Below are 21,948 nucleotides of genomic sequence, written 5' to 3' on the forward strand. Positions count from 1 at the left end.
TTTGCGTCTTGGGTCTTGGTGGGCTAACTTAAACGTTTCCCCTGACCAACAAAGACAGAGTGTGTCTCCCCTTCAAACTGCATTTCGAAAGCGGGCGCCACAGCAACGTCTGCAAAACCAGCCTGCTTTAGTAGCGATTCGGCTCTTTGCATCGTTAAGCCTTCTTCATCCGATTGCGCGACCCAATCCCAATGGATAAACGTGCCGCCAATATTGAGCAGGCTATATGAAACCTCTAAAGCAGTTTCCAGATCATCAATGAATGCGCAAACCGAAGACGCCACCACCACATCAAATTGCCCTCTGAATGCAGGATGTTGCGCCACCAATCCCCGAGTTAAACCGTCGACAACGGGTTCGACATTGGGCAACTGCTTTTTATCAAGCTCTTCGATCATCTCTTCAGAAGAATCCAAAGCGACAATATCTTTTGCTAGTGGTGATATTTTTTGGCTTAACAAGCCAGTACCACATCCTAAGTCAAGGACTCTAGCGCCGTTTAAACTCACTAAATCCTTTAACTGATTGAACACAGATTGTGAAAACTGTTCCGTTGCTGGATTGCTCTCCCACTCCTTCGCGGCTTCGTCCCAATTGTGTGCCATCACGGCCTCCATAATTACTTCTTGCAACGTGGATAGATTAACTCAAAATATTCCTTACGTCATAGAGTTATTATTGAAATTCCTCTATGCCGAAAGTGACTTAGCATGCAGGATGAATTTTCGCTATGCTATCGCCAAGTACATTTTTTCGAGTAGAGCATGAATCTTTCACAAATCGAAGCATTTTGCAGCATTGCTGAATTGGGCTCCGTCTCTGAAGCCGCCAGACATCTCGACTGCAACAGAACCAAGCTAAGTATGTCGATAAAATCGCTAGAAAAAGAGCTAGATATTGATCTCTTTGTACGCTCAGGCAACCAACTTACCCTCTCTGAAGCCGGTAAAGCGATTTTTAAAGACTGTGAAAACTTGCTCGTTACCGCACAGCGCATCAAGCAAACCTGCGCAGATGTCTCTGGGGTATTTAATGCCGAAATGTGGATCGCCAGAGACGATTCGTTACCCGATGAAATTTGGCAGGAATTTTCGCACCAACTGAGTAAGCAGTACCCGTCAACGGCTTTTAATATTGTGCTGGCTTCAAGCGGAGATTTAGCAAACTTGGTTGAAACAGGCCAAGTCGACTTTGCATTTGGTGTAGATTATGAACGCGTTGATAGCCCTAAAATCACCTACAGTCCTTTAGGCAAAATACGTATGATGTCAGTGTGTCGCATTGATCATCCCTTGACCAAAATGCGTCGAGTTTCGGACGAGGATCTACGCGCGCAAATGCAAGCACTCATGGTTTATCTCAACGAGAAAGACAATCCCGAATTGCGCCCTTTTTCACTCAAACACATCGGTTTCTCCTGCTTTGACTATATGTTGAACATGATTTTGCAAGAAGATGCGTGGGGCGTTTTGCCTGAACCTCTCATCAGGCTTTATTTACGTGAGCAAAAACTGGCCGTGATTAAACACACTTATGGTTTGACACAAGAGGATTACTGTATGTTGACCCACAGCGGCATGAGTGAGCACCCTGCGATGTCGTGGTTGGCAGACAAAATCAACGACTATTTGTTCGATTTCTAACTCGAACACAGTGAGCGTCAATATTAATGACGCTCATTTATTAAGTTAAAGTGTTGATTTAAAAAGACAATATTAAGATACATTAAATTGACACATTTCATTCACTGACTTTTCATTTGTAAAATTTCGCCGTTACGCAAACAATAACAGAGTGTTTAGCAACCGGAATATTTTATGTGTGACAGGACAACTAAGAACGAAAACCGTATTCTGACTTTCTCAGCCCTTGCTGCATCGGGCTTTGCAGTCGCGGGATTGGTGCTTGGCATGTTCGCAGGGTCACTGGTAATTATGTTTGATGGGGTGTATTCCCTCGTCAGCCTACTGTTAACTTTATTGTCGCTGGCAGCGTCTTACTATATCAACACACCTTCTCAACGTTTGTTTCCTTTTGGTAAAGCTGTCTTAGAGCCGATTGTTATCGCAATCAAGGCAATAGTGATTTTAATGGTGGTTGCTTACTCGCTTTATTCCGCCGTGTTTGATTTATTCAACGGCGGTCGTGAAGTCAATGCCTCTGTGGCGATTTTCTTTGAGACTTCGTGTGTGATTGGTTGTGCTTATGTCTGGTGGTATATCTCGAGAAAAAGTCGCCAATACTCCTCTGGCCTCATTGCTGCTGAAGTAAAACAGTGGCAAATGGATGCGTTGCTTAGTGCCGTTGTTACGATTGGATTTATCATGTCCATCGCCGTGACGTATACCCCATATGCTGAATTTGCAGCCTATGCGGACCCAGTCATGATGCTGGCAATGTCGTTTTACTTCATCAAAGTACCAATGGGAATGTTGAAAGAAGCTTTGCGTGAGCTGCTCATGATGTCCCCAGACGAAGAACTTTGTCGAAGTGTCGGCAGTGATATCGAGTTCATCGAGAAACAAACTTCCCAACATCTGAAACTTGCAGGTGTTGCTAAAGTCGGGCAAGAATTACGCGTTAACGTTGACTTGCATGTCAAGAACAAGACGTTGGCCCTGGCAGAACTGGAAAGTACTCGAAATAAACTGAAGAAGCAGCTCTCTAAGCATCCGTTCAAATTACAGCTCAACGTGAACGTCGCTTTCTAACTCACTGCTCTTCCACATGACGCCGTCTTGCTAGACGGCGTTTTTATTTCTGGTAAGCCACCAACATGTCAGCGAGCCAATGGTTACCATAGCGACGCCCTGCCAAAATGTGCTGGGCAAACTCACGGCAAGAATCATCGAAGAGAATAAAGAAGAAAGAATTGGCGTAAAGTAAGACATTGTCGCAAGCAGAACCATATTCCCGCCAACGATCGCGACATTCCACAACGCATATCCTCCCGCCATCAATGCCGAGGCAACAAACAGAATCCCCACACCTTGCCACCCAAAATGCAACGAGGGAACAGAATCAGAGAGCCACCATTTCACCCATAAGGTCATTGCCGTGGCGATAAAAAACAGCGTGATTGCGTTATGTTTGCAGCGCGCTCTTTGCGTCACATTGCAATAAATAGCCCAGATGATTGCGCCAGCAAAAGCCATGATAAACACCAAAGGATTGGCCATCACATTCGCCTGAATCATTGTCAGTGATACACCATCATCACCACTGACCGTCCAAGCTACACCAACAAAGGCCAGTAGAACCGCTGGATAAAGCCACAAACTGGTTTTCTTGGCGCTCCCCCACACCGCAAACAACACTGTCAAAGCTGGCCAAAGATAATTGACGATTGAAACTTGAATAGATTGCATTCGACTATCGGCATAACCCAACGCCAGTGCTAGGAGAATTTCATAGCTGACAAACAAGGCACCACCAACCAAAAGGTAGCGTTTGGGAAAATAACTCAACTTTGGAATGCCAAGTACCATCACCAACAAAATTGCACTCAAGCTGTAGAGAAGAGCCGCCCCACCCAACGGGCCAAAATATTCCGCAACCATACGCGTCATGGCCAGTAAACAGCTCCAAAATAAAATGGCGAGCAAACCAAATAAGGTGTATCGATGGGTTGTTGTCATTATCTGTGATCCCTAGCTCAGCAACGGCATATCAAACGAAGAGCTTACTGCAAAACTGACCTAGTTCAAAAACAAACACCACCAAACTCGATATAAACAAAGCGATCCCGTCAGTTAGGAGTTACTATGAAACGTTTTCTTCCGTCTAGCGTCATGCTTACCCCCTTCGTTGTCCGTTATTACCAAGAAGAAGAGCCAGAGCATCAAGAACAAGAAACCTCTCTTCAGCACAGTGACGAGCCTCGCCAAGAAATCGAGCATGAAAGTCTCAAAGTCGACATTGAATAGCCGCACAGAATCGGTATCGCTCTTTTCCACTCACAGGCAAAGTTGGTTAAGCTGAGTAAACGGAATTCCGTCAAAAGGAAGGTAAGAAATGAAAAAAGTAGCGGTGATACTCAGTGGTTGTGGTGTGTTTGATGGCAGCGAAATTCACGAGGCGGTTCTAGCCCTCTATGCGATTGAGAAAGCAGGTGCAAGTTGGCATTGTTATGCGCCAAACATCGAACAACTGCATGTGATCAATCATAAAACCGGTGAAGAGATGGATGAATCCAGAAACGTTTTGGTAGAGTCTGCCCGCATCGCACGTGGCAATATTGATGATGTCAGTAAACTAAAGGTCGACGATTACGATGCGCTGCTTTTGCCGGGCGGATTTGGCGCTGCAAAGAACTTAACCAATTTCGCGATTTCTGGCGCAGAATGCCAAGTAAATGAAAGTGTCGCCAAAGCCTGTCGCGACTTTGCCCAAGCGGGCAAGCCTGCGGGTTATCTGTGCATTGCACCAACCATTATCCCTATGGTCTACGCTTCGGGCGTTGAAGGGACCATTGGCAGCGATGTCGCAACCGCGGCGGCATTTAATCAAATGGGAGGTAAGCACGTTGAGTGCTCAGTCGAAGAGATGCATTTCGACTCACAACATAAGGTACTCTCTACCCCAGCTTATATGCTTGCAGGTTCCATTGTCGAAGCCGCATCAGGGATCGAGAAACTGGTTAACAAACTGGTCGAAATCGCCTAAATAACCATCTCGTGATTTAACTACTCAATTCCCTCCCAGCCTTTGGGGGGGAGTAAATTCCAGCGGCGCATTTCCGAATCACTGTAAAGGGGCCTTCCCTGATTACCGATTTGGATGGGAATCGCATCAGCCGATTGACCATCAATCAGTTGATTGATAATTCGACCAACATGTCGACCTTGTACTTCACCAAACAGCAGTACGCCACCTGCTGTTTTTCCTTTGCCAACCGAAAAGTCCCAAAAACCAAACAAAGGCACTTCCGAATGTTGATTGGTCCAAAATAAGATCTCATCAGAAGGAACACTTTTCCCCTTATCATCCACAAGCGTGTGATACAGCCCGACTAAAATCGCGTCGACGTTTTCCTCTTTCGCTCGTCTTACCGTCTCTTGCCAATGAGCCTGAGTATCGACAAGATGAATCGCCACTTCGACCCCCAGACTCTTTTTAATCATCTGATATTGGCTTTCAATATATTCCCCTGCAATGGCAGAGGTCACGCCAGAGTCAAACAGCACCCAAATTTTCAATGGTGAGCGACCGAGGATCCGCTTGATTTCCCCAACGTTTTTCACAAACAGAGGCAACTCTAAAATGCCGGTCACTTTGGCTTGTCCGGGATAGTCCGCAAACAGCTTACGAGGGTTGGAATTAATACCAAGAAACACCATGGAAATGGGTTCATCATACAGATACGGATAGAGATAGCTCAGCGCATTATCGTCACCCAGCACAACAATATCTGGCTTCATTGCCTGGTACTTCGCAAACGCTTTTTCCGCCATTGCGGCGTATTGCTCTTTGGGGACCCGCTTAGTGTTCATTTCAACAGTGGCTATCTGAGCGCGCTCACCGACCTCTTGCCGAATCCCATACAAATAGCTTTCATCCCACTCATACTGAGCATGGTAGCTCTCAATGATCAGCACTTTTGCGCTGTAAGCGAAAGAAGAAACAAAGATCCAACTCAGTATTATCAACGCTAAAACGGCTCTCATGTGGCTGCCTCTCTATGACGTCATGAACTGAGTGTAGTCAAACTCCGTGAATTACGCTTATTTCAATCGAGTTCAGCATGGGTGTCTATAATGAAGCTATTAGGACCAAGAAAAGCTGGGATGCTATGAGCCGTAAACACAATTATGAAGAAAGTATCAATAATCCGCTGTTTAGCCGAATTGGCCGGCGAATCATTCTCATCATGATATTGTTGAGTGGTCTTTTTACTTTGTTTACCACCCTGCTCCAGCTCTACTGGGACTACGACAAAGAGTTTAATGATGTTGAACAACGTCACTACGAAATTCAAAACGTCCATGCAGGGCTCCTGTCGGCGTCTTTGTGGTCATTCGATTTGGTGCTCTTGCAAGAACGGCTCGATGGTTTAGTGAACCTACCGAAAATTGACTACCTTGAAATCAAATCGGGAGACTACACTTTCAGCGCAGGAGAACGTGTAGAACAAGGCGCCATTGCCGATACCTACCCACTGACCTACTACAACGCCATGGACGGCAATATGGAAACCATAGGTACCATCTATGTTGAATCCGACGCGCAAGAGATTTATCACTATTTGCTGAAACAGTTCCTCGTGACCCTCACACTCAACGCGTTAAAAACAGCCTTTGTTTGCTACATTATATTGATGATCTTTCACGCCAGCGTGAACCGTCGGATCTTCGAAATCGCTCAGTATCTGCGGCGTTACAATCCGCGTCATCCGTCTGATCCACTTCAACTTGCGCATTACCAATGGATCATGGAAAACGATGACGAGCTCGATTGGTTAGGTGAAGAAACCAACCGCATCACTGGCAATGTCACCACCTTGTATCGCAATATCAAACAGGAACAGGAGCGGCTGGCGGATTTCACCCACGTCTCTTCAGATTGGTTATGGGAAACCGACGAACTGGGCAGGCTGATATATTGTTCAGAAGCCATGATGGAACAGTTGGGTATCGAACCTTTAGAAAAGCCGTTACTGATTGAAATTGAAGCCTTATCTGATGCCAAAAATCTCACCAGTTACATGCTTAAGCGTAACGACTTTGCCATGTGTGAAGAGAGCATCACCTTAAACTGCATTACTTACCATCTTCTTTTTCAAGCCATAGCGAAATATGAAGAGAACAAATTTCTCGGTTTTCGTGGTACCACGATTAATATTACAGACCTCAAACTCACACAGATCGAACTGCAACAACTCAACCAAAACCTTGAGCATGAAGTGGCGGTAAGAACCCTCGACTTAAAGCAAAGCATGGAACAGCTCAAAGCCACGCAAGAACAGCTAGTGGAATCAGAAAAACTGGCAGCATTGGGCGGGCTTGTTGCTGGTGTTGCACACGAAGTCAACACCCCACTTGGTATCGCCGTGACCGCCTCTTCGATTATTCGAGATGCCTCTATTGAGCTCAATCAAGCCTTTTCCAATCAAACCTTAACCAGCGCACAATTTGCCGACGTGATGCAGAGAATTTCTGACAGCAGCCAAATGCTGGAAAACAACCTTAACCGTGCAGCAAAACTGATCCGAGATTTCAAACAAACGGCGGTCGATCAAATCTCCGAAAGCCGCAGCGAGTTCAATGTCAAACAAGTGCTTGATGCGTTAATTGCCAGCCTGCATCCCGAAACACGCAAGGTGCCTGTGGCTCCCGTCGTGGATTCGCCAGAGGATGTGGTCATGAACAGTTTGCCCGGTGTTCTCACTCAAATCGTCTCTAATCTTGTCCTCAACAGTGTCAATCACGCCTTCGGTACTCAGCCAAACCCCGAGATTCTTGTCCGCATTTCTGAACAAGAACAAAACGTCATATTGGAATATCAAGACAACGGCTCCGGCGTTGACGAATCTCTACATCAAAAGATTTTCGAGCCGTTTTATACCAGTAAACGAGGAAAAGGTGGTTCTGGATTAGGCTTAAATCTGGTGTTTAATTTAGTCAAACAAAAGCTCAAAGGTGATCTCTCTTTTCATTCAGAGCCAAACCAAGGCGTGCATTTTGTAATTACACTGCCCAAAGAACTGCCAATGCAAATAGAGCTTGCTCAAAAAAGTGCCTGATTCCACGACAAGAACCCCGTGCTAAATAGCACGGGGTTCGCAGAAAAAAGCAAGAGCTGAGAAATAAAAAAGGATAACCAAAGGACTCGCTAGTCAGGATGCTGAATACGAATATCGATAAACGCTTGCCAATTTTCCAACAACAAATCCACTAATCGGGGATCGAAATGTTTGCCTTTTTGCGCTTCGATTTCTTGGCGAATTTGTTCATCAGACCACGGTTCTTTGTAGCTGCGTTTTGCCCCTAACGCATCAAACACATCCGCCAAGCCCGTAATTCGGCCACTGATCGGGATCGCCTCTCCTTGCAACCCCATCGGATACCCTGAACCATCCCACTTTTCGTGATGCGTCCCAGCGATTTCTTTTGCAATGGCGAAGAGGCGTCGTTTGGATTTACTCAAGATGTTGACGCCATATTCGACGTGCTTTTTCATGATTTCCCACTCTTGTGCATCCAGCTTACCGGGCTTATGAAGAATGTTGTCAGGAATCGCGACTTTGCCCACATCATGCAACGGTGAAGCGTGCTTGATCAAATTGACTTCAAAATCACTGAGTCCGTACAACTGCGCCAGTTTCTCTGAAATCAACGAAACGCGTTGTACGTGCGCGCCGGTTTCTTTGCTGCGTGCTTCCACCGCATTGGCCAAGTTGTAGACCAGCTCCTTGGAGGTCTCTCGGACATCAAGCAACAAATTAAGATTTTCAAAGGTAAGCCCAATATTTTGCATGTAGATTTCAAGCAGTTGCCGATCTAACTCAGACAACTGCTTATTGAGATTCACATAGAGTAAGTTGTCCACGCCCTGCTCATCATGGCTATACAACACAAACGCATCACCAAAGTGCGTGGTTTGATGGCTCTCCAACACTTGCTGACATCGCTCTGCCACCAGCTCTGGCAGTTTTTCAAACGCACACTCTGAATAGAGATCAACATAAGAACCCGTCGCTGCCAGCGTCATGGCTCGGCAAACCTCGCCGTTAGGGTCGGGCTTAACAATGCAATAAAAAGCGGATTTTTCTAACTTGAGCAATGAAGTGAGCTGCTCTAACACGGCTGAAGCGTAGTGCTGCAGAGAGGTGGTATTTTGTACATAGGCAGAGGCTTGAATCACCTTACTCAAACCTTCTTTCTGTTCTTCTATCAAACAAAGGTCGCGATAAGCGCGCAACATGGAATAGAGAACGGTTTTCAACTTTTGCGTGGTGAGCTCAGTTTTCTCTTTATAGTCATCAATCTCATATTCCTTGATGACGATATCTTCTGGAGCCTGCCCTGCTTGCCCCGTCCTGAGCACGAGACGAATCAAGCGGTTCTTCATTTGCTCGCGAATGAACTTAACCAACTCAAGGCCCGCATGCTCGGTTTCCATCACCACATCGACAAACGCAACGGCAATATCCGTCTGCTGCTGCAAAATCTGCCGAGCCTCTTGCCCTGATAGCGCGGAGATGAGCTCCAACTTTCTTTCTTGGAATTGAAAACCACTCAGTGCTAATCGAGTGACTTGATGCATTTGTTCATCATCATCCACCAGCAAAACTTTCCATGGCTTACATAGGCGAAGGCTCTGTGTAGGCTCTTGAGGTTGATTTTCTGCACGATGGTCTGCAAACAAGTCCATTTGTCACCCTCTCCATTTTTGTTACTCACACTCTAGGTTTAGCACAAATTCAACGGAGAAAGAGGAGCAAAAGCACAAAAACAGCATGATGAGTTTCAATCGCTTAGCGTTTCTTCAAAAATGCCAAGTTCTTTGCCTAACCAGTGAGCACGTTCAGTGTGGTCGAGTAAATGCTCGTCACTGACCGGATGAATCAATACGGATAGATCGCCGCGATGTGCATCCAACCATTCAATCAAACCGTGTTGATTATCACGAAAGTGCAGCTCAAACATCGGCATCTTATGCGGGCCAACAAGACGATCGACCAGCGGAAATATTGCTGTGACATCTTGGCGTTCATTGCGGATCTGCTGGTGAATCTTCAACGCATCTTGGCGACGAATCAAAGGGTAATAAACATGGGCGTGAAACATACAGAGTAACCTTTTTGAAATAATTTGTTTCATTCTAGCGGTTTGTTGAGCGTTTCCAATCAACAGATATCGATAGAGTCTATCAAAAAAATCGAAGATCCCGATGAAAAAGCCTCTTTTGTCACATTGCTGAGGCGAAAAACAGGTGCTAGACTTTCGGCGATCAACGCTTCATATAATCCTAATGATATGGTTTGGGAGTTTCTACCAAGAGCCTTAAACTCTTGATTATGAAGTCTGTCGCTTTATCCGAAATTTTATAAAGAGAAGACTCATGAATTACTTTGACCTGCCGAAGATCGATTTGCACTGCCACCTAGATGGTAGCGTACGCCCGCAGACCATTATTGACCTTGCTGACGAACAGAACCTCACTTTGCCATCACGTGACATTAACGTGATCAAAGAGATGATGGTTGCACCAGAAACTTGCCCAAATTTGGATGAGTATCTGAAACGCTTTGAGTTGCCAGGTATGGTCATGCAAACGGCAGAAGCGCTAGAGAGAATTTCATTTGAGCTATTCGAAGACGCTGCAAACGAGAACGTCAAATATTTAGAAGTTCGCTTTGGCCCGCTTTTACACCAAGTAAAAGGCTTAAGCCTTGACGACATCATGGACAGCGTGGTCCGTGGAATGAAACGTGCAGAAGCGCAATACGACATCCACGGTAACTACATTTTGTCTATTCTACGCACCATGCCAAAAGACCAAATTAAAGCGGTTTTAGAAGCAGGCGCAAAACACCTTAACGATGGTATTGTGGCTTTTGACCTCGCTGGCTCTGAAGTTCCTGGATTCTGTCACGAGTTTGTTCCTTACGCACAATACGCAAAAGAATTGGGTTACCGCATCACTATTCACGCAGGTGAGCAAGGTGCAGGACAAAACGTCTATGACGCGATTTCTTTGCTTGGCGCAGAGCGTGTTGGCCACGGCATCTTCATCCACAACCACCCAGAAGCTTACCAGCTCGTTAAAGGGGAAGAAGTGGCTCTGGAAACGTGCCCTAGCAGTAACGTTCAGACCAAAGCCGTCAACAGCTTGAGTGAACATCCAATTAAAGCGTTCTACAAAGACGGTATTGCCGTAACGATCAACACCGACAACCGTACCGTGTCGAACACCACGATGACCGACGAAGTGCGTAAAGTCGTTGAAGCGTTTGAACTGACAGAAGCGGAATACTTCGATATCTACACCATCAGTGTCAACAATGCCTTCACCTCTGATGCGGTTAAACAGCATCTATTGAGCTTCGCTCAGTAAGCGTTAGGCAAACCAATATCGATAATGCGCCTTCCCAACGGAAGGCGTTTTTCATTCCACCACAGCAAACGCTCATCTTTTTTTCACGAATATTCTGAGATGTTTTGTGTCAACCCTAGTCATTTCCTTCAAATTTTAACAAGCCCAAATGCCAAAGCTGAAACATTGTCCTAATTCTCAGCGGTGTAAGGCAGAGTTTACTGCTTGAAAACAAACTAATCTTAGCGAAATTTAACATTTTGATTACACTTACAGTAAATCGGATGTCCCAAGATGGAACACTGTGGAAGTGGATAAATGCAGAAGCATCAAATAGCCACTTTCGCTTTCACAGGAGACAATTTTAAGAAATGGCGCATATCTAGCGCATCTCATGTGATGTGAATTGGACATTCTCTTTCAGTCTTGTGTCAGCTTATCTCCTGTGGCGATAGGCTTATCAAAAGGAGCTTGAGATGAATATTCAGGCACTGCCAATGCACCGATTCCTCGACTATGAAGGGAATGTGCAAAGCCCACTCCCTTCTTGGGCTAGTGAGGAGCGTCTTGTCCAATTTTACCGTGACATGCTCATCACCAGAGCGTACGACAACAAAGCGGTGGCGCTACAAAGAACGGGGAAACTTGGCACCTACCCATCCCACCTTGGCTCTGAAGCGTTTGGGGTTGGCATTGGTCATGCGCTCAAACCTTCTGACGTGTTCATTCCTTACTATCGGGACATGCCCGCCATGTGGGTTCGTGGTATTGGCATGGAGAAAAACCTGCAATATTGGGGCGGAGATGAACGCGGCAGTGATTTTTGTCCCGAGGAAAGTCACTTACGCTGTTCCGATCTACCCTTCTGTGTCCCCATTGCCACCCAATGCACGCACGCGGTTGGCGTTGCCTCCGCACTCAAAATTCAAGGTAATCATGACGCCGCTTTAGTGACCTGTGGCGATGGCGCTACCTCCAAAGGCGATTTTTTGGAATCCATCAACTGCGCTGGCGTATGGCATTTGCCTTTGGTGTTTGTCGTTAACAACAACCAGTGGGCGATCTCCGTTCCTCGTCAGTTGCAATGTGCGGCGGATTTGTTGTCAGAGAAAGCCAAAGGAGCTGGCATTCCCGGTATCACCGTGGATGGCAATGACGTGGTCGCTGTTTATGATGCCGTTAACAACGCTCTGGACAGAGCGCGAAAAGGCAAAGGCGCGACATTGATTGAAGCGATCAGCTATCGCCTGAGTGATCACACCACTGCCGACGATGCAAGCCGATATCGCAGTGCCGATGAGCTAAAACAAGCATGGCAGTATGAACCGATCAAGCGCCTTCAAGCCTATTTAACCGCTCAAGGGCTTTGGAATGAAGAGCTCGAGCAACAATGGTTAGCCCATTGCAAACAACAAGTAGAGCAAGCCGTCGCACACTATCTTTCGCTTCCGCCACAAGCCCCTGAAAGTGCCTTTGATTATCTCTATGCCTCGCTGCCGGTCGAGCTTCATGCTCAACGAGACATGTTAATTAATAAAGCAATGCGTATGCAGGGAGGCAAACATGGCTGAACTAACCCTAGTTGAAGCGGTCAACCTCGCCCTTCATCACGAGATGGACCGCGATGCAAACGTCGTGGTGCTTGGTGAAGATGTGGGAGACAACGGCGGCGTGTTTCGCGCAACCGTCGGTCTCAAACAGAAATTTGGCCTAAAGCGCGTAATGGACTCACCACTGGCCGAAGCGTTAATTGGTGGTGTAGCGGTGGGTATGGCAACACAAGGATTGAGGCCGGTGGCTGAATTTCAGTTTCAAGGCTTTGTGTTTCCAGCGATGGAGCATCTGATTTGTCACGCGGCAAGAATGCGAAACCGCACTCGAGGACGCCTCACCTGTCCTGCGGTGTTTCGTGCCCCTTTTGGCGGCGGTATTCACGCCCCAGAGCACCACTCTGAAAGTATCGAAGCGCTCTTTGCTCATATTCCCGGCTTTAAGGTGGTGATTCCTTCTTCACCTCAGCGCGCTTACGGCCTTTTGCTCGCTGCCATCCGCAGTGATGATCCTGTGATGTTCTTTGAACCCAAACGCATTTACCGCACCGTCAAATCAGAGGTGATGGATAACGGCGAAGCGCTACCACTTGATAGCTGTTTCACCTTACGTAAAGGCCGCGATGTAACCTTGGTGACTTGGGGCGCGTGCGTGGTGGAATCTCTGCAAGCCGCTCAAACGCTCTCCTCACAAGGCATTGAGGCGGAGGTGATTGATTTAGCCAGTATCAAGCCGCTTGATATGGCGACCATTTTCCAATCTTTAGAAAAAACCGGACGTTTATTGGTGGTGCACGAGGCCAGTCGCAGTGGCGGTGTGGGTGGCGAGATCATTGCCCGCGTCGCTGAGCAGGCAATGTGCTTGCTGAAAGCACCACCTAAACGCGTGACGGGTATGGATACCGTCATGCCTTACTACCGCAATGAGGATTACTTCATGATTCAAGAGCAAGATATTGTGCTCGCCGCTCGTGAGCTTATGGAGGGCTGGAAATGAAAACCTTTATCCTACCGGATCTTGGCGAAGGGCTCGCTGAGTCAGAAATTATTAAGTGGCACGTCAGCGTCGGTGACAAAGTAGAAGTCGACCAAGTGATCCTCACCGTGGAAACCGCCAAGGCAACGGTTGATGTACCAGCCCCATGGGCAGGAACCATTATTACTCGGCATGGCAATGAAGGCGATGTGGTTAACATAGGTGCGCTGTTACTGGAAATCGAAGACGGTGATGTGACCGAAAACAGCGACCAAAAAGTACAACAACGCGAAGATGCTGCCACGGTGGTGGGTCATGTGTCCAATCAGATGCATCAAGTGAAAGTGGACGATTTTTGGATCGGGGGCAACCAAAACCACACCACAGAGAAACGGGTGACCGCCTTGCCATCGGCTCGTTTGCTGGCGCAAAAACTCGGGGTGAACTTGGAGATGGTGTCTGGTACTGGCCCATCCGGTTTGATTATGGATCACGATGTCTACGACGAAGCGGGCAAACAACGCCCCGGTACGGAAGTGCTCAAAGGAGCACGACGCACCATGATGACCACGATGACCGAATCTCATCTGCAAGTGGCTGCGGTCACCATTACTGAAGAAGCGCTGTTAGAGCATTGGAGCAGTCAAGAAGACATTACCGTTCGTTTGGTTCAAGCGGTCGTTTACGCCTGCCAGCAAGAACCCGCATTAAACGCATGGTTTGATGCCGATACCGTCACACGTTGCGTGCACCATACCGTGAATATTGGTATGGCTGTAGACAGTGCCCACGGTTTGTATGTTCCTGTGATGCGACATGCCGATGAGTTTTCACCTGACGACATTCGTAGCTGGATAAATCAAACCGTTTCAGGAATTCGCGAGCGCAAAATTGGCCGTGAGCAGTTGCAACACGCTACGATCACCCTATCAAATTTTGGTGCCATCGCCGGAATTTATGCCACGCCTGTGGTGTCACCGCCGCAAGTGGCGATTGTGGGGGCGGGTCGAATCATTGAGAAAGTGGTGCTTCGGGAAGGAAAAGCCGTGGCCGTCAAAGCAATGCCTTTGTCGATCACCTTTGACCATCGTGCTTGTACGGGTGGCGAAGCCGCGCGCTTTACTAAAGCGTTGGCAGAGCATTTAAGAAAACCCAGTGTATAACTTGTTGCTCAGGCAGTGCATAAAGACTAATGAAATAAGGCGAATAAGTAATAGCTAATAATTAAGGGCTTCCACGATGAAGCCCTTTTGCTTGTTTGCTTGGTGAGAATCGATGATGAAAACGCACAGTTAAGCGCGCAATAATCAGCGACAAAGCCTGACAAATACCCTACGTTTCGACAAACTGGGCGCCTCAAAAACCTCGGCGTCTTTCTACACCTTTTCCAACAGTTCCGGCAGGATGTCAAACAGATCGCCCACCAAACCGTAGTCCGCCACTTGGAATATTGGCGCGTCTGGGTCTTTGTTTATCGCGACAATGACTTTCGACTCTTTCATACCAGCAAGATGCTGTATCGCGCCTGAAATGCCAATCGCAATATACAGCTCCGGTGCGACAATTTTCCCAGTCTGCCCCACTTGCAGATCATTCGACACGTAACCCGCATCGACCGCTGCGCGCGAAGCCCCCACCGCCGCGCCTAACTTATCGGCCAATTGCTCCACCATGGCAAACTGTGCTTTGCTCCCTAAGCCACGCCCGCCAGACACCACGACTCTCGCGTTGGGCAAATCTGGTCGCTCACTTTCTACCTTTTCTAAACCGACAAATTCGCTGTTTTCGGCGCACAGTACCTTGTCGAGTCGCACAACTGGCACCTGATTGCTGCTATTTTCACCTAAGCCATTGTCAGATAAGGCTTCAAACGCAGAGCTTCTAATGGAAACCATTTTGACTGCATCGAGTGATTTCACCGTGGCCAGCGCATTGCCGGCATAAATTGGCCGAACAAAGGTATCGTCCGATTCAATCGCCACCACATCCGACAACTGACCAACATCGCGCAGCGCCGCGACACCGGGCAGTATATTTTTACCAAAGGTGGTTGCCGCTGCGAGCACGTGGGTATAAGGCTCACTCAACTGCGCCATCACGGACACAATGTTCTCTGCCAAACGATGTTGATAGGCCGGCGAATCCAACACCATGATCTCTGCGATTCCGTCGATACGCTGTGCATGTTCGACCACGGCATCACATTGATGGCCAATGATCAGCGCCGTAATGCCCTCAGGTTGCAATTGCAACGCCGCGCTCATGGCTCGTAAGCTTTCAGGACAAATATTCCGGTCATTATGCTCAGTCAGGAACAGCACTTTTACGTCATTCTTTTCCATCACTTTACTCTCTCCATTATCACGGCTGGCATTACAGCACCTTGGCGTCGTTTTTTAATTTTTCGATGAGCTGATCCACATTCGCCACCCGCTCTCCGGCTTTGCGCTCTGTTGGTGTGTTCACCGTCAGCAATTGCTGATGAGATTTAACCTCAATGGAAAGCTGTTGTAGTGTGATCACATCCAGCGGTTTCTTCTTGGCTTTCATGATGTTGGGTAAAGAGGCATATCGCGGCTCATTAAGGCGCAGATCCGTACTGATGATGGCAGGAAGTACTAATCGCAACTCCTCCAACCCGCCGTCGACTTCTCGCGTCACGTTGACCTGCTCACCCGAGACAACGACTTTGGAAGCAAACGTCGCGCAAGGTCTTTGGCTCAATGCCGCCAGCATTTGCGGCACTTGGTTGTTATCACTGTCGACGGACTGTTTTCCCAGCAGCACTAATCCAACCGATTCTTGCTCCATCAGACGATGCAGAATTTTCGCCACCGTGAGCGGTTCTACAGCCAACACATTTTGCGCATTCTCCACCACAGAAGAGAGATCGACATGAATCGCTCTATCCGCCCCCAGCGCCAACGCAGCTCTCAATTGCTCTTGGCAGCTTTCGTCACCGATGGAGACAACGATCACTTCCTCAGCATGGCCCGCTTCTTTGACCCGCACGGCCTCTTCTACCGCGATTTCACAAAACGGATTGAGCGTCATTTTCACGTTGGTCATTTCAACGCCAGAACCGTCCGCTTTCACACGCGCTTTGAGATAAGGGTCGATCACGCGTTTGATACCCACCAATACTTTCACGTAGCCTCCTTAATGGACATCACCAACCATTTGAAATAAAAGCCATTTACTCAATCTCTTTACTTCAATGTCGTCAAATACTGTCCGAAGATTTATTGCATTAACATTTGTGCAACATGGTAATTTCAGCTTAGTAAAGTTTACGTTTACGTCAACTGGACTATATTTAAGCCAATGAACGACTCTGTAGCGGCAGGTTTACATTATGGAAAGAGAATGCATGGAATTCGACGTGGTTATCGTTGGTGCGGGGCCAGCTGGTCTGTCAGCCGCTTGTCGTTTGGCGCAACTCGCCCAAGCCTCCAATCAAAGCCTCTCCATTTGTGTGTTAGAAAAGGGCTCAGAAGTGGGTGCGCATATCCTTTCTGGCGCACTGTTTGAAACTCGCGCATTGGCAGAACTTTTTCCCGATTGGCAGGATCAAGGGGCGCCAGTCGACACGCCCATCACGCAAGATCGCCTGCTTTACCTCACTACCGAGCATAACCACATTGAAGTGCCTGCCTTTCTGGTGCCTAAATCACTTCATAATAGCAGTGACAACTATGTGGTCAGTTTGGGTAATCTCTGCCGCTGGTTGGCCAAACAAGCAGAAGCCCTCGGTGTAGAGGTGTTTGCTGGCTTTCCCGCTAAAGAGGTGGTAATTAATGAAAGTGACATTGTCACTGGTGTCATTACCACCGACATGGGCCTAGACAAGCAATCTCAGCCTAAAGCAGGATTTGAAGCGGGCATCGAGCTAAAAGCGCGCTTTACCGTGTTTGCCGAAGGCGCGCGTGGTCATTTGGGTAAACAACTGATTGAGCACTTTGCTCTCGACCAAGGAAAGCCGCCACAACACTACGCTCTAGGGATCAAAGAAATTTGGCAACTGCCTCAAGAGAACCCAGCCTATCAAGCAGGCCACGTCACCCACTTTGCTGGCTGGCCTTTAAGTGACACTGACAGCCAAGGGGGGGGCTTTCTATACCATATGGATAATCATCAAGTTTGCGTTGGTTTGATCACAGACCTGAACTACAGCAACCCCTACCTCAGTCCATTTGAAGAATTTCAACGCATGAAGCATCACCCCGCTATCGCCTCGCTATTGCAAGGCGCGGAGCGCGTCGCTTACGGTGCCAGAGCCATCACCAAGGGCGGGCTGCATTCACTGCCCAAGCAGCAGTTTGCTGGAGGATTACTGATTGGTTGCGATGCTGGCACCCTAAATAGTGGCAAGATCAAGGGCTGCCATACGGCGATGAAATCGGGCATGCTCGCCGCTGAGGCCATTTTCAAGGCGTGGCAATCGCCCGAGCAAAATACTGAAGCGGACTATCAAAGTGAATTTGAACAATCTTGGCTTTTTGATGAGCTCGCGCAGACGAAAAACTTCTCTGCCGCCCTACATCGCTACGGGCCGCTCGTTGGTGGGGCTCTGAATACCTTTGAACAAAATCTCTGGTATCCTCTCACCGGGCAGGCCCCCAGTTGGCATATTGTGGATGATAGAGCGGATCACCTTTGTTTGGATGAGTGCGCCGTTGTCACTCCCATTGCGTACCCAAAAGCGGATGGAGTATTGAGCTTTGACAAACCCTCATCACTTTATCTTTCCGCCACTCAGCATGAGGAAAATCAGCCCTGCCACCTGATGGTAAACGATCTCGACACGGCACTCAAACGCCACCTGAATTTGTACGATGAGCCTGCACAACGCTATTGCCCCGCTGGTGTGTATGAGGTTATCGAAGGCGAAAGTGGTCCCTATTTGCAAATTAATGCCGCCAACTGTTTACACTGTAAAACCTGCGACATCAAAGATCCGTCAGGGAACATTACGTGGACACCACCAGAAGGCGGTGGTGGACCGAACTACCAAAATATGTAAATCGAGTTGCCACACAATACTCGGCTTCAAAAAATACTTCGATGGAAAATACCTTGTTTGAAAAATAGCTGTTTAGAAAGTACCAAGCTCGAAGCGGAGGCCGTCTCGAATCAAAAATTAAACACGCTTCGATTGGATGAAGCGCACTTTGCTTTCTATGCTTATGTCAATAAGTCGAATTGAGGTTAAAGCAGTATGAGAAATCAAACCGATTTCTCTAGCAATCATTCAAATATTAAGTGATAAACACTAAGTTTCATTTAAAGCTCAAAATAAATATCGCCAACTAATGATAAAAATGATAAATTACACGAAATTTTGGTAGGAAATCACACTTTTTAATATATGGATGTAGGTTGCAATGGCAATAATTGATACCAAGCATAGAAGGTAACTCATTCATGTTTATTAAGAATCTATCAATCGGCAAGAAAATCGCAGCAGCATTTTCAATCATAGCCGTCATCAATATCGCATTTGGGATATTTTTGTCTACAGAGCTCAATACGGTAAAATCCGAGCTATTAAACTACACCGAAGATACATTACCTGCGATGGAAAAAGTGGATGCTGTACGAGATAAAATCTCATATTGGCGTCGTACTCAATTTGCGGTGTTCGCGATGAACGACGAAAACCAAATCAAACAGACCATCACACGTAACGAAGGCATCCGTCGAGAGATCGAAACGGAACTCGCCGCGTATGGAAAAAGCGTCTGGCCAGGTGAAGAAGAGCAAACCTACAACCGTTTGATGTCACTTTGGAGTGGTTACCTCAGCACCATGGATAAGTTTAACGACGCATTGCTTGCAGGCGACAAAGACGCCGCTTATCCAATCCTCACCAACTCCCTGTCGACCTTTGAATCGATTGAGACGGAAGTGAACAAGTTGGTGATGATTCTCAAAGGCGCAATGGACAGCAACAAGAATCAAATTCTGTCGTCTGTTAACGGCCTAAACACCACTGCTGTTATCAGCAATATCGCTATCTTTGCTGTGATGGTGATCATGACGCTGCTATTAACTCGTATCATTTGTGGGCCACTGAATATCGTTGTTCGTCAGGCGAACGCCATTGCACGTGGTGATCTGTCGCAAGATCTCGACCGTAACGCGATCGGTAACGATGAGTTGGGCGAGCTGGCAGACGCCACCATTAAGATGCAAGACGATTTGCGCCAAGTGATCGACAACGTGATTGCCGCTGTAACCCAATTGAGCAGTGCTGTAGAAGAGATGACACAGATCTCTGAAATGTCCGCTTCTGGCATGAAAGATCAACAAATGCAGGTGACGTTGGTTGCGACCGCCATGACTGAAATGAAAGCCGCAGTGGCAGACGTTGCACGCAACACCGAAGACTCTGCATCGCAAGCGTACGACGCGAATCGCCGTACTCAAGATGGTGCGAAAGAGACGCATCAAATGGTGGTATCGATCGAAGAGGTGGCCGACATCATCGCCAAAGCGGGCGACACGGTGGCCGAGCTTGAAGCGCAATCGAACCAGATCAACGTTGTGGTGGATGTGATTCGTGGTATTGCTGACCAAACCAACCTCTTGGCACTGAATGCAGCCATTGAAGCGGCGCGCGCTGGCGAATCTGGCCGTGGCTTTGCGGTTGTTGCCGATGAAGTGAGAACCTTGGCAGGCCGCACTCAAGATTCAACCGGTGAAATCACGTCTATCATCGAGAAACTTCAGGATTTGGCAAAACAAGCCAAACACGCGACCGAAGATTCAAGAACCAGCATCGGTGCTTGTGTTGAGCAAGGTAACAACGCACAGGAATTAATGGGCTCGATTGAAAAGTCCATCGCGAACATCGCAGACATGGGCGCGCAAATTGCCACCGCATGTGGACAACAAGATTCCGTTGCGGAAGAACTCAGCCGCAATATAGAGAACATTCACATGGCTTCGCAAGAAGTTGCGCAAGGGTCGCAGCAAACCGCGCAAGCGTGCCGTGAATTGACTCAACTTTCCGTCTCGCTGCAAGACGTCATGAGTCGTTTCAAATTGAATTAATACAACCACCCCGGCCTGAGTGCTGGGGTTTTTCTTAGGGAAATAACATGAACTTTAAAAAGACCCTTCTATCCATTGCCATCGCTAGCGCCAGTCTCACTCCGGCTTTCTCTTACAGCGCACCTCTCTTACTCGACAACACGGTTCACCAAACCAGCCAAATCGCTGGGGCCAATGCTTGGCTCGAAATCAGCCTCGGCCAATTCAAAAGCAACATTGAACAATTTAAATCGCACATTGCCCCACAAACCAAAATTTGTGCGGTGATGAAAGCCGACGCTTATGGCAACGGAATTCGTGGTTTGATGCCAACCATTCTTGAACAACAAATTCCCTGCGTGGCTATCGCCAGTAATGCGGAGGCTAAACTCGTCCGAGAAAGTGGGTTTGAAGGCGAGTTAATTCGCGTGCGCTCCGCTAGCACAAGTGAAATTGAACAGGCACTCTCTCTTGATATCGAAGAGTTAATTGGCAGTGAGCAACAAGCTCGTGAGTTAGCAAGCTTGGCAGAAAAGTACAGCAAAACCATTAAAGTTCACCTTGCTCTTAATGACGGTGGCATGGGCCGTAATGGTATTGATATGAGTACCGAACGTGGACCAAAAGAAGCAGTCGCCATTGCAACGCACCCTTCGGTTGCCGTGGTCGGTATCATGACCCATTTCCCGAATTACAATGCAGAGGATGTACGAACAAAGCTAAAAAGCTTTAACCAACATGCACAGTGGTTAATGGAAAGTGCAGGGCTAAAACGTGAAGAGATCACCCTACATGTGGCCAATTCCTACACCGCGTTGAATGTCCCTGAAGCGCAGTTGGATATGGTTCGCCCAGGTGGTGTGCTCTATGGTGATCTCCCGACCAACCCTGAGTACCCTTCTATTGTGGCGTTCAAAACCCGCGTTGCTTCACTTCATTCGCTTCCGGCAGGCAGCACCGTGGGTTACGACAGCACGTTTACCACAGCAAATGACGCAGTGATGGCAAACCTCACGGTCGGCTATTCCGATGGCTACCCACGAAAAATGGGCAACAAAGCGCAAGTGCTGATCAACGGCCAACGCGCCAATGTGGTGGGCGTTGCTTCAATGAATACTACGATGGTGGATGTGTCCAATATCAAAGGCGTGTTACCCGGCGATGAGGTGACGCTCTTTGGTGCTCAAAAAAACCAGCACATCTCTGTCGGTGAAATGGAAGAAAACGCCGAGGTAATTTTCCCAGAGCTTTACACCATTTGGGGCACCAGCAACCCGCGCTTCTATGTGAAGTGAAACAGGTAAAAGCGGATTGATTAGAGAGAATGGTATAACAACTAAGACTCTATAC

The 21,948-nt window shown here is 47.6% G+C and carries 19 protein-coding genes and 1 riboswitch; of the genes, 12 read left to right on the top strand and 7 right to left on the bottom strand.

Annotated elements, in window-relative coordinates; translation table 11 throughout:
* Window positions 1-23: 23 nt before the first annotated feature.
* The gene (locus VV1_RS17300; protein ID WP_011081411.1) at window positions 24-617 is read right to left on the bottom strand and encodes a class I SAM-dependent DNA methyltransferase; all 594 of its coding nucleotides are present in this window, start codon (window positions 615-617) and stop codon (window positions 24-26) included.
* A 147-nt stretch (window positions 618-764) separates the two neighbouring features.
* Between VV1_RS17300 and VV1_RS17305 the strand changes: the two genes are divergently transcribed.
* Both VV1_RS17305 and VV1_RS17310 read left to right on the top strand, forming a co-directional pair.
* Window positions 765-1,643, top strand: a complete 879-nt coding sequence (locus VV1_RS17305; protein WP_011081412.1) for a LysR family transcriptional regulator — start codon at window positions 765-767, stop codon at window positions 1,641-1,643.
* A gap of 174 nt (window positions 1,644-1,817) precedes the next feature.
* The gene (locus VV1_RS17310; protein WP_011081413.1) at window positions 1,818-2,711 is read left to right on the top strand and encodes a cation diffusion facilitator family transporter; all 894 of its coding nucleotides are present in this window, start codon (window positions 1,818-1,820) and stop codon (window positions 2,709-2,711) included.
* A 30-nt stretch (window positions 2,712-2,741) separates the two neighbouring features.
* On the opposite strand, the gene yddG is transcribed toward VV1_RS17310, so the two are convergent.
* The gene (yddG, locus tag VV1_RS17315) at window positions 2,742-3,638 is read right to left on the bottom strand and encodes an aromatic amino acid DMT transporter YddG (protein WP_015728031.1); all 897 of its coding nucleotides are present in this window, start codon (window positions 3,636-3,638) and stop codon (window positions 2,742-2,744) included.
* 126 nt (window positions 3,639-3,764) lie between these two features.
* Here yddG and VV1_RS24995 point away from each other — a divergent pair, with 126 nt between their 5' ends.
* Both VV1_RS24995 and elbB read left to right on the top strand, forming a co-directional pair.
* The gene (locus VV1_RS24995; RefSeq protein WP_011152296.1) at window positions 3,765-3,926 is read left to right on the top strand and encodes a hypothetical protein; all 162 of its coding nucleotides are present in this window, start codon (window positions 3,765-3,767) and stop codon (window positions 3,924-3,926) included.
* 88 nt (window positions 3,927-4,014) lie between these two features.
* Window positions 4,015-4,665 carry an isoprenoid biosynthesis glyoxalase ElbB gene (elbB, locus tag VV1_RS17320; RefSeq protein WP_011081415.1) on the top strand — a complete coding sequence of 217 codons (651 nt, stop codon included), beginning with the start codon at window positions 4,015-4,017 and terminating at the stop codon, window positions 4,663-4,665.
* Between the two features lie 20 nt (window positions 4,666-4,685).
* Here the strand turns inward: elbB and VV1_RS17325 are convergent, their stop codons facing one another.
* The gene (locus VV1_RS17325) at window positions 4,686-5,666 is read right to left on the bottom strand and encodes an ABC transporter substrate-binding protein (RefSeq protein ID WP_011081416.1); all 981 of its coding nucleotides are present in this window, start codon (window positions 5,664-5,666) and stop codon (window positions 4,686-4,688) included.
* Between the two features lie 77 nt (window positions 5,667-5,743).
* On the opposite strand from VV1_RS17325, the gene VV1_RS17330 reads away from it, so the two are divergent.
* Window positions 5,744-7,741 (top strand): sensor histidine kinase, encoded by a 1,998-nt coding sequence (locus tag VV1_RS17330; protein ID WP_011081417.1) that lies wholly within the window; start codon window positions 5,744-5,746, stop codon window positions 7,739-7,741.
* Between the two features lie 89 nt (window positions 7,742-7,830).
* On the opposite strand, the gene VV1_RS17335 is transcribed toward VV1_RS17330, so the two are convergent.
* Entirely contained in the window at window positions 7,831-9,372 is a 1,542-nt protein-coding gene (locus VV1_RS17335; RefSeq protein WP_011081418.1) for a DUF3369 domain-containing protein, read from the bottom strand.
* A gap of 95 nt (window positions 9,373-9,467) precedes the next feature.
* On the bottom strand, window positions 9,468-9,788 hold the full coding sequence (locus VV1_RS17340) for a DOPA 4,5-dioxygenase family protein (protein WP_011081419.1): 321 nt from the start codon (window positions 9,786-9,788) through the stop codon (window positions 9,468-9,470).
* Between the two features lie 151 nt (window positions 9,789-9,939).
* Window positions 9,940-10,039: riboswitch (purine riboswitch) on the top strand.
* Between the two features lie 23 nt (window positions 10,040-10,062).
* Between VV1_RS17340 and add the strand changes: the two genes are divergently transcribed.
* The 4 genes from add to VV1_RS17360 all read left to right on the top strand — a co-directional run bounded on the left by add (window position 10,063) and on the right by VV1_RS17360 (window position 14,726).
* Window positions 10,063-11,058, top strand: coding sequence for an adenosine deaminase (gene add / locus VV1_RS17345; protein WP_011081421.1), 996 nt, complete (start codon window positions 10,063-10,065; stop codon window positions 11,056-11,058).
* Window positions 11,059-11,513: 455 nt separating this feature from the next.
* Window positions 11,514-12,608, top strand: a complete 1,095-nt coding sequence (gene pdhA / locus VV1_RS17350) for a pyruvate dehydrogenase (acetyl-transferring) E1 component subunit alpha (protein ID WP_011081422.1) — start codon at window positions 11,514-11,516, stop codon at window positions 12,606-12,608.
* Entirely contained in the window at window positions 12,601-13,584 is a 984-nt protein-coding gene (locus tag VV1_RS17355; protein ID WP_011081423.1) for an alpha-ketoacid dehydrogenase subunit beta, read from the top strand. Before pdhA ends, VV1_RS17355 begins: the two co-directional genes overlap by 8 nt.
* Complete coding sequence (locus VV1_RS17360) at window positions 13,581-14,726, top strand: dihydrolipoamide acetyltransferase family protein (RefSeq protein ID WP_011081424.1); 1,146 nt, start codon at window positions 13,581-13,583, stop codon at window positions 14,724-14,726. Before VV1_RS17355 ends, VV1_RS17360 begins: the two co-directional genes overlap by 4 nt.
* 213 nt (window positions 14,727-14,939) lie before the next feature.
* Here VV1_RS17360 and VV1_RS17365 read toward each other — a convergent pair whose 3' ends face one another.
* Window positions 14,940-15,905: an electron transfer flavoprotein subunit alpha/FixB family protein gene (locus VV1_RS17365; protein ID WP_011081425.1), complete on the bottom strand. Its 966-nt coding sequence runs from the start codon at window positions 15,903-15,905 to the stop codon at window positions 14,940-14,942.
* A gap of 31 nt (window positions 15,906-15,936) precedes the next feature.
* Entirely contained in the window at window positions 15,937-16,713 is a 777-nt protein-coding gene (locus VV1_RS17370) for an electron transfer flavoprotein subunit beta/FixA family protein (RefSeq protein WP_011081426.1), read from the bottom strand.
* Window positions 16,714-16,918: 205 nt separating this feature from the next.
* Here VV1_RS17370 and VV1_RS17375 point away from each other — a divergent pair, with 205 nt between their 5' ends.
* The 3 genes from VV1_RS17375 (at window position 16,919) to alr (ending at window position 21,893) form a co-directional block, all read left to right on the top strand.
* Entirely contained in the window at window positions 16,919-18,586 is a 1,668-nt protein-coding gene (locus VV1_RS17375) for an electron transfer flavoprotein-ubiquinone oxidoreductase (RefSeq protein ID WP_011081427.1), read from the top strand.
* Between the two features lie 401 nt (window positions 18,587-18,987).
* Window positions 18,988-20,619 (top strand): methyl-accepting chemotaxis protein, encoded by a 1,632-nt coding sequence (locus VV1_RS17380; RefSeq protein ID WP_011081428.1) that lies wholly within the window; start codon window positions 18,988-18,990, stop codon window positions 20,617-20,619.
* 47 nt (window positions 20,620-20,666) lie between these two features.
* On the top strand, window positions 20,667-21,893 hold the full coding sequence (gene alr, locus VV1_RS17385) for an alanine racemase (protein ID WP_011081429.1): 1,227 nt from the start codon (window positions 20,667-20,669) through the stop codon (window positions 21,891-21,893).
* The last annotated feature ends 55 nt before the right edge of the window (window positions 21,894-21,948 follow it).

Origin of the sequence: Vibrio vulnificus CMCP6 (genome assembly GCF_000039765.1) — a bacterium.
Classification (GTDB): domain Bacteria; phylum Pseudomonadota; class Gammaproteobacteria; order Enterobacterales; family Vibrionaceae; genus Vibrio; species Vibrio vulnificus_B.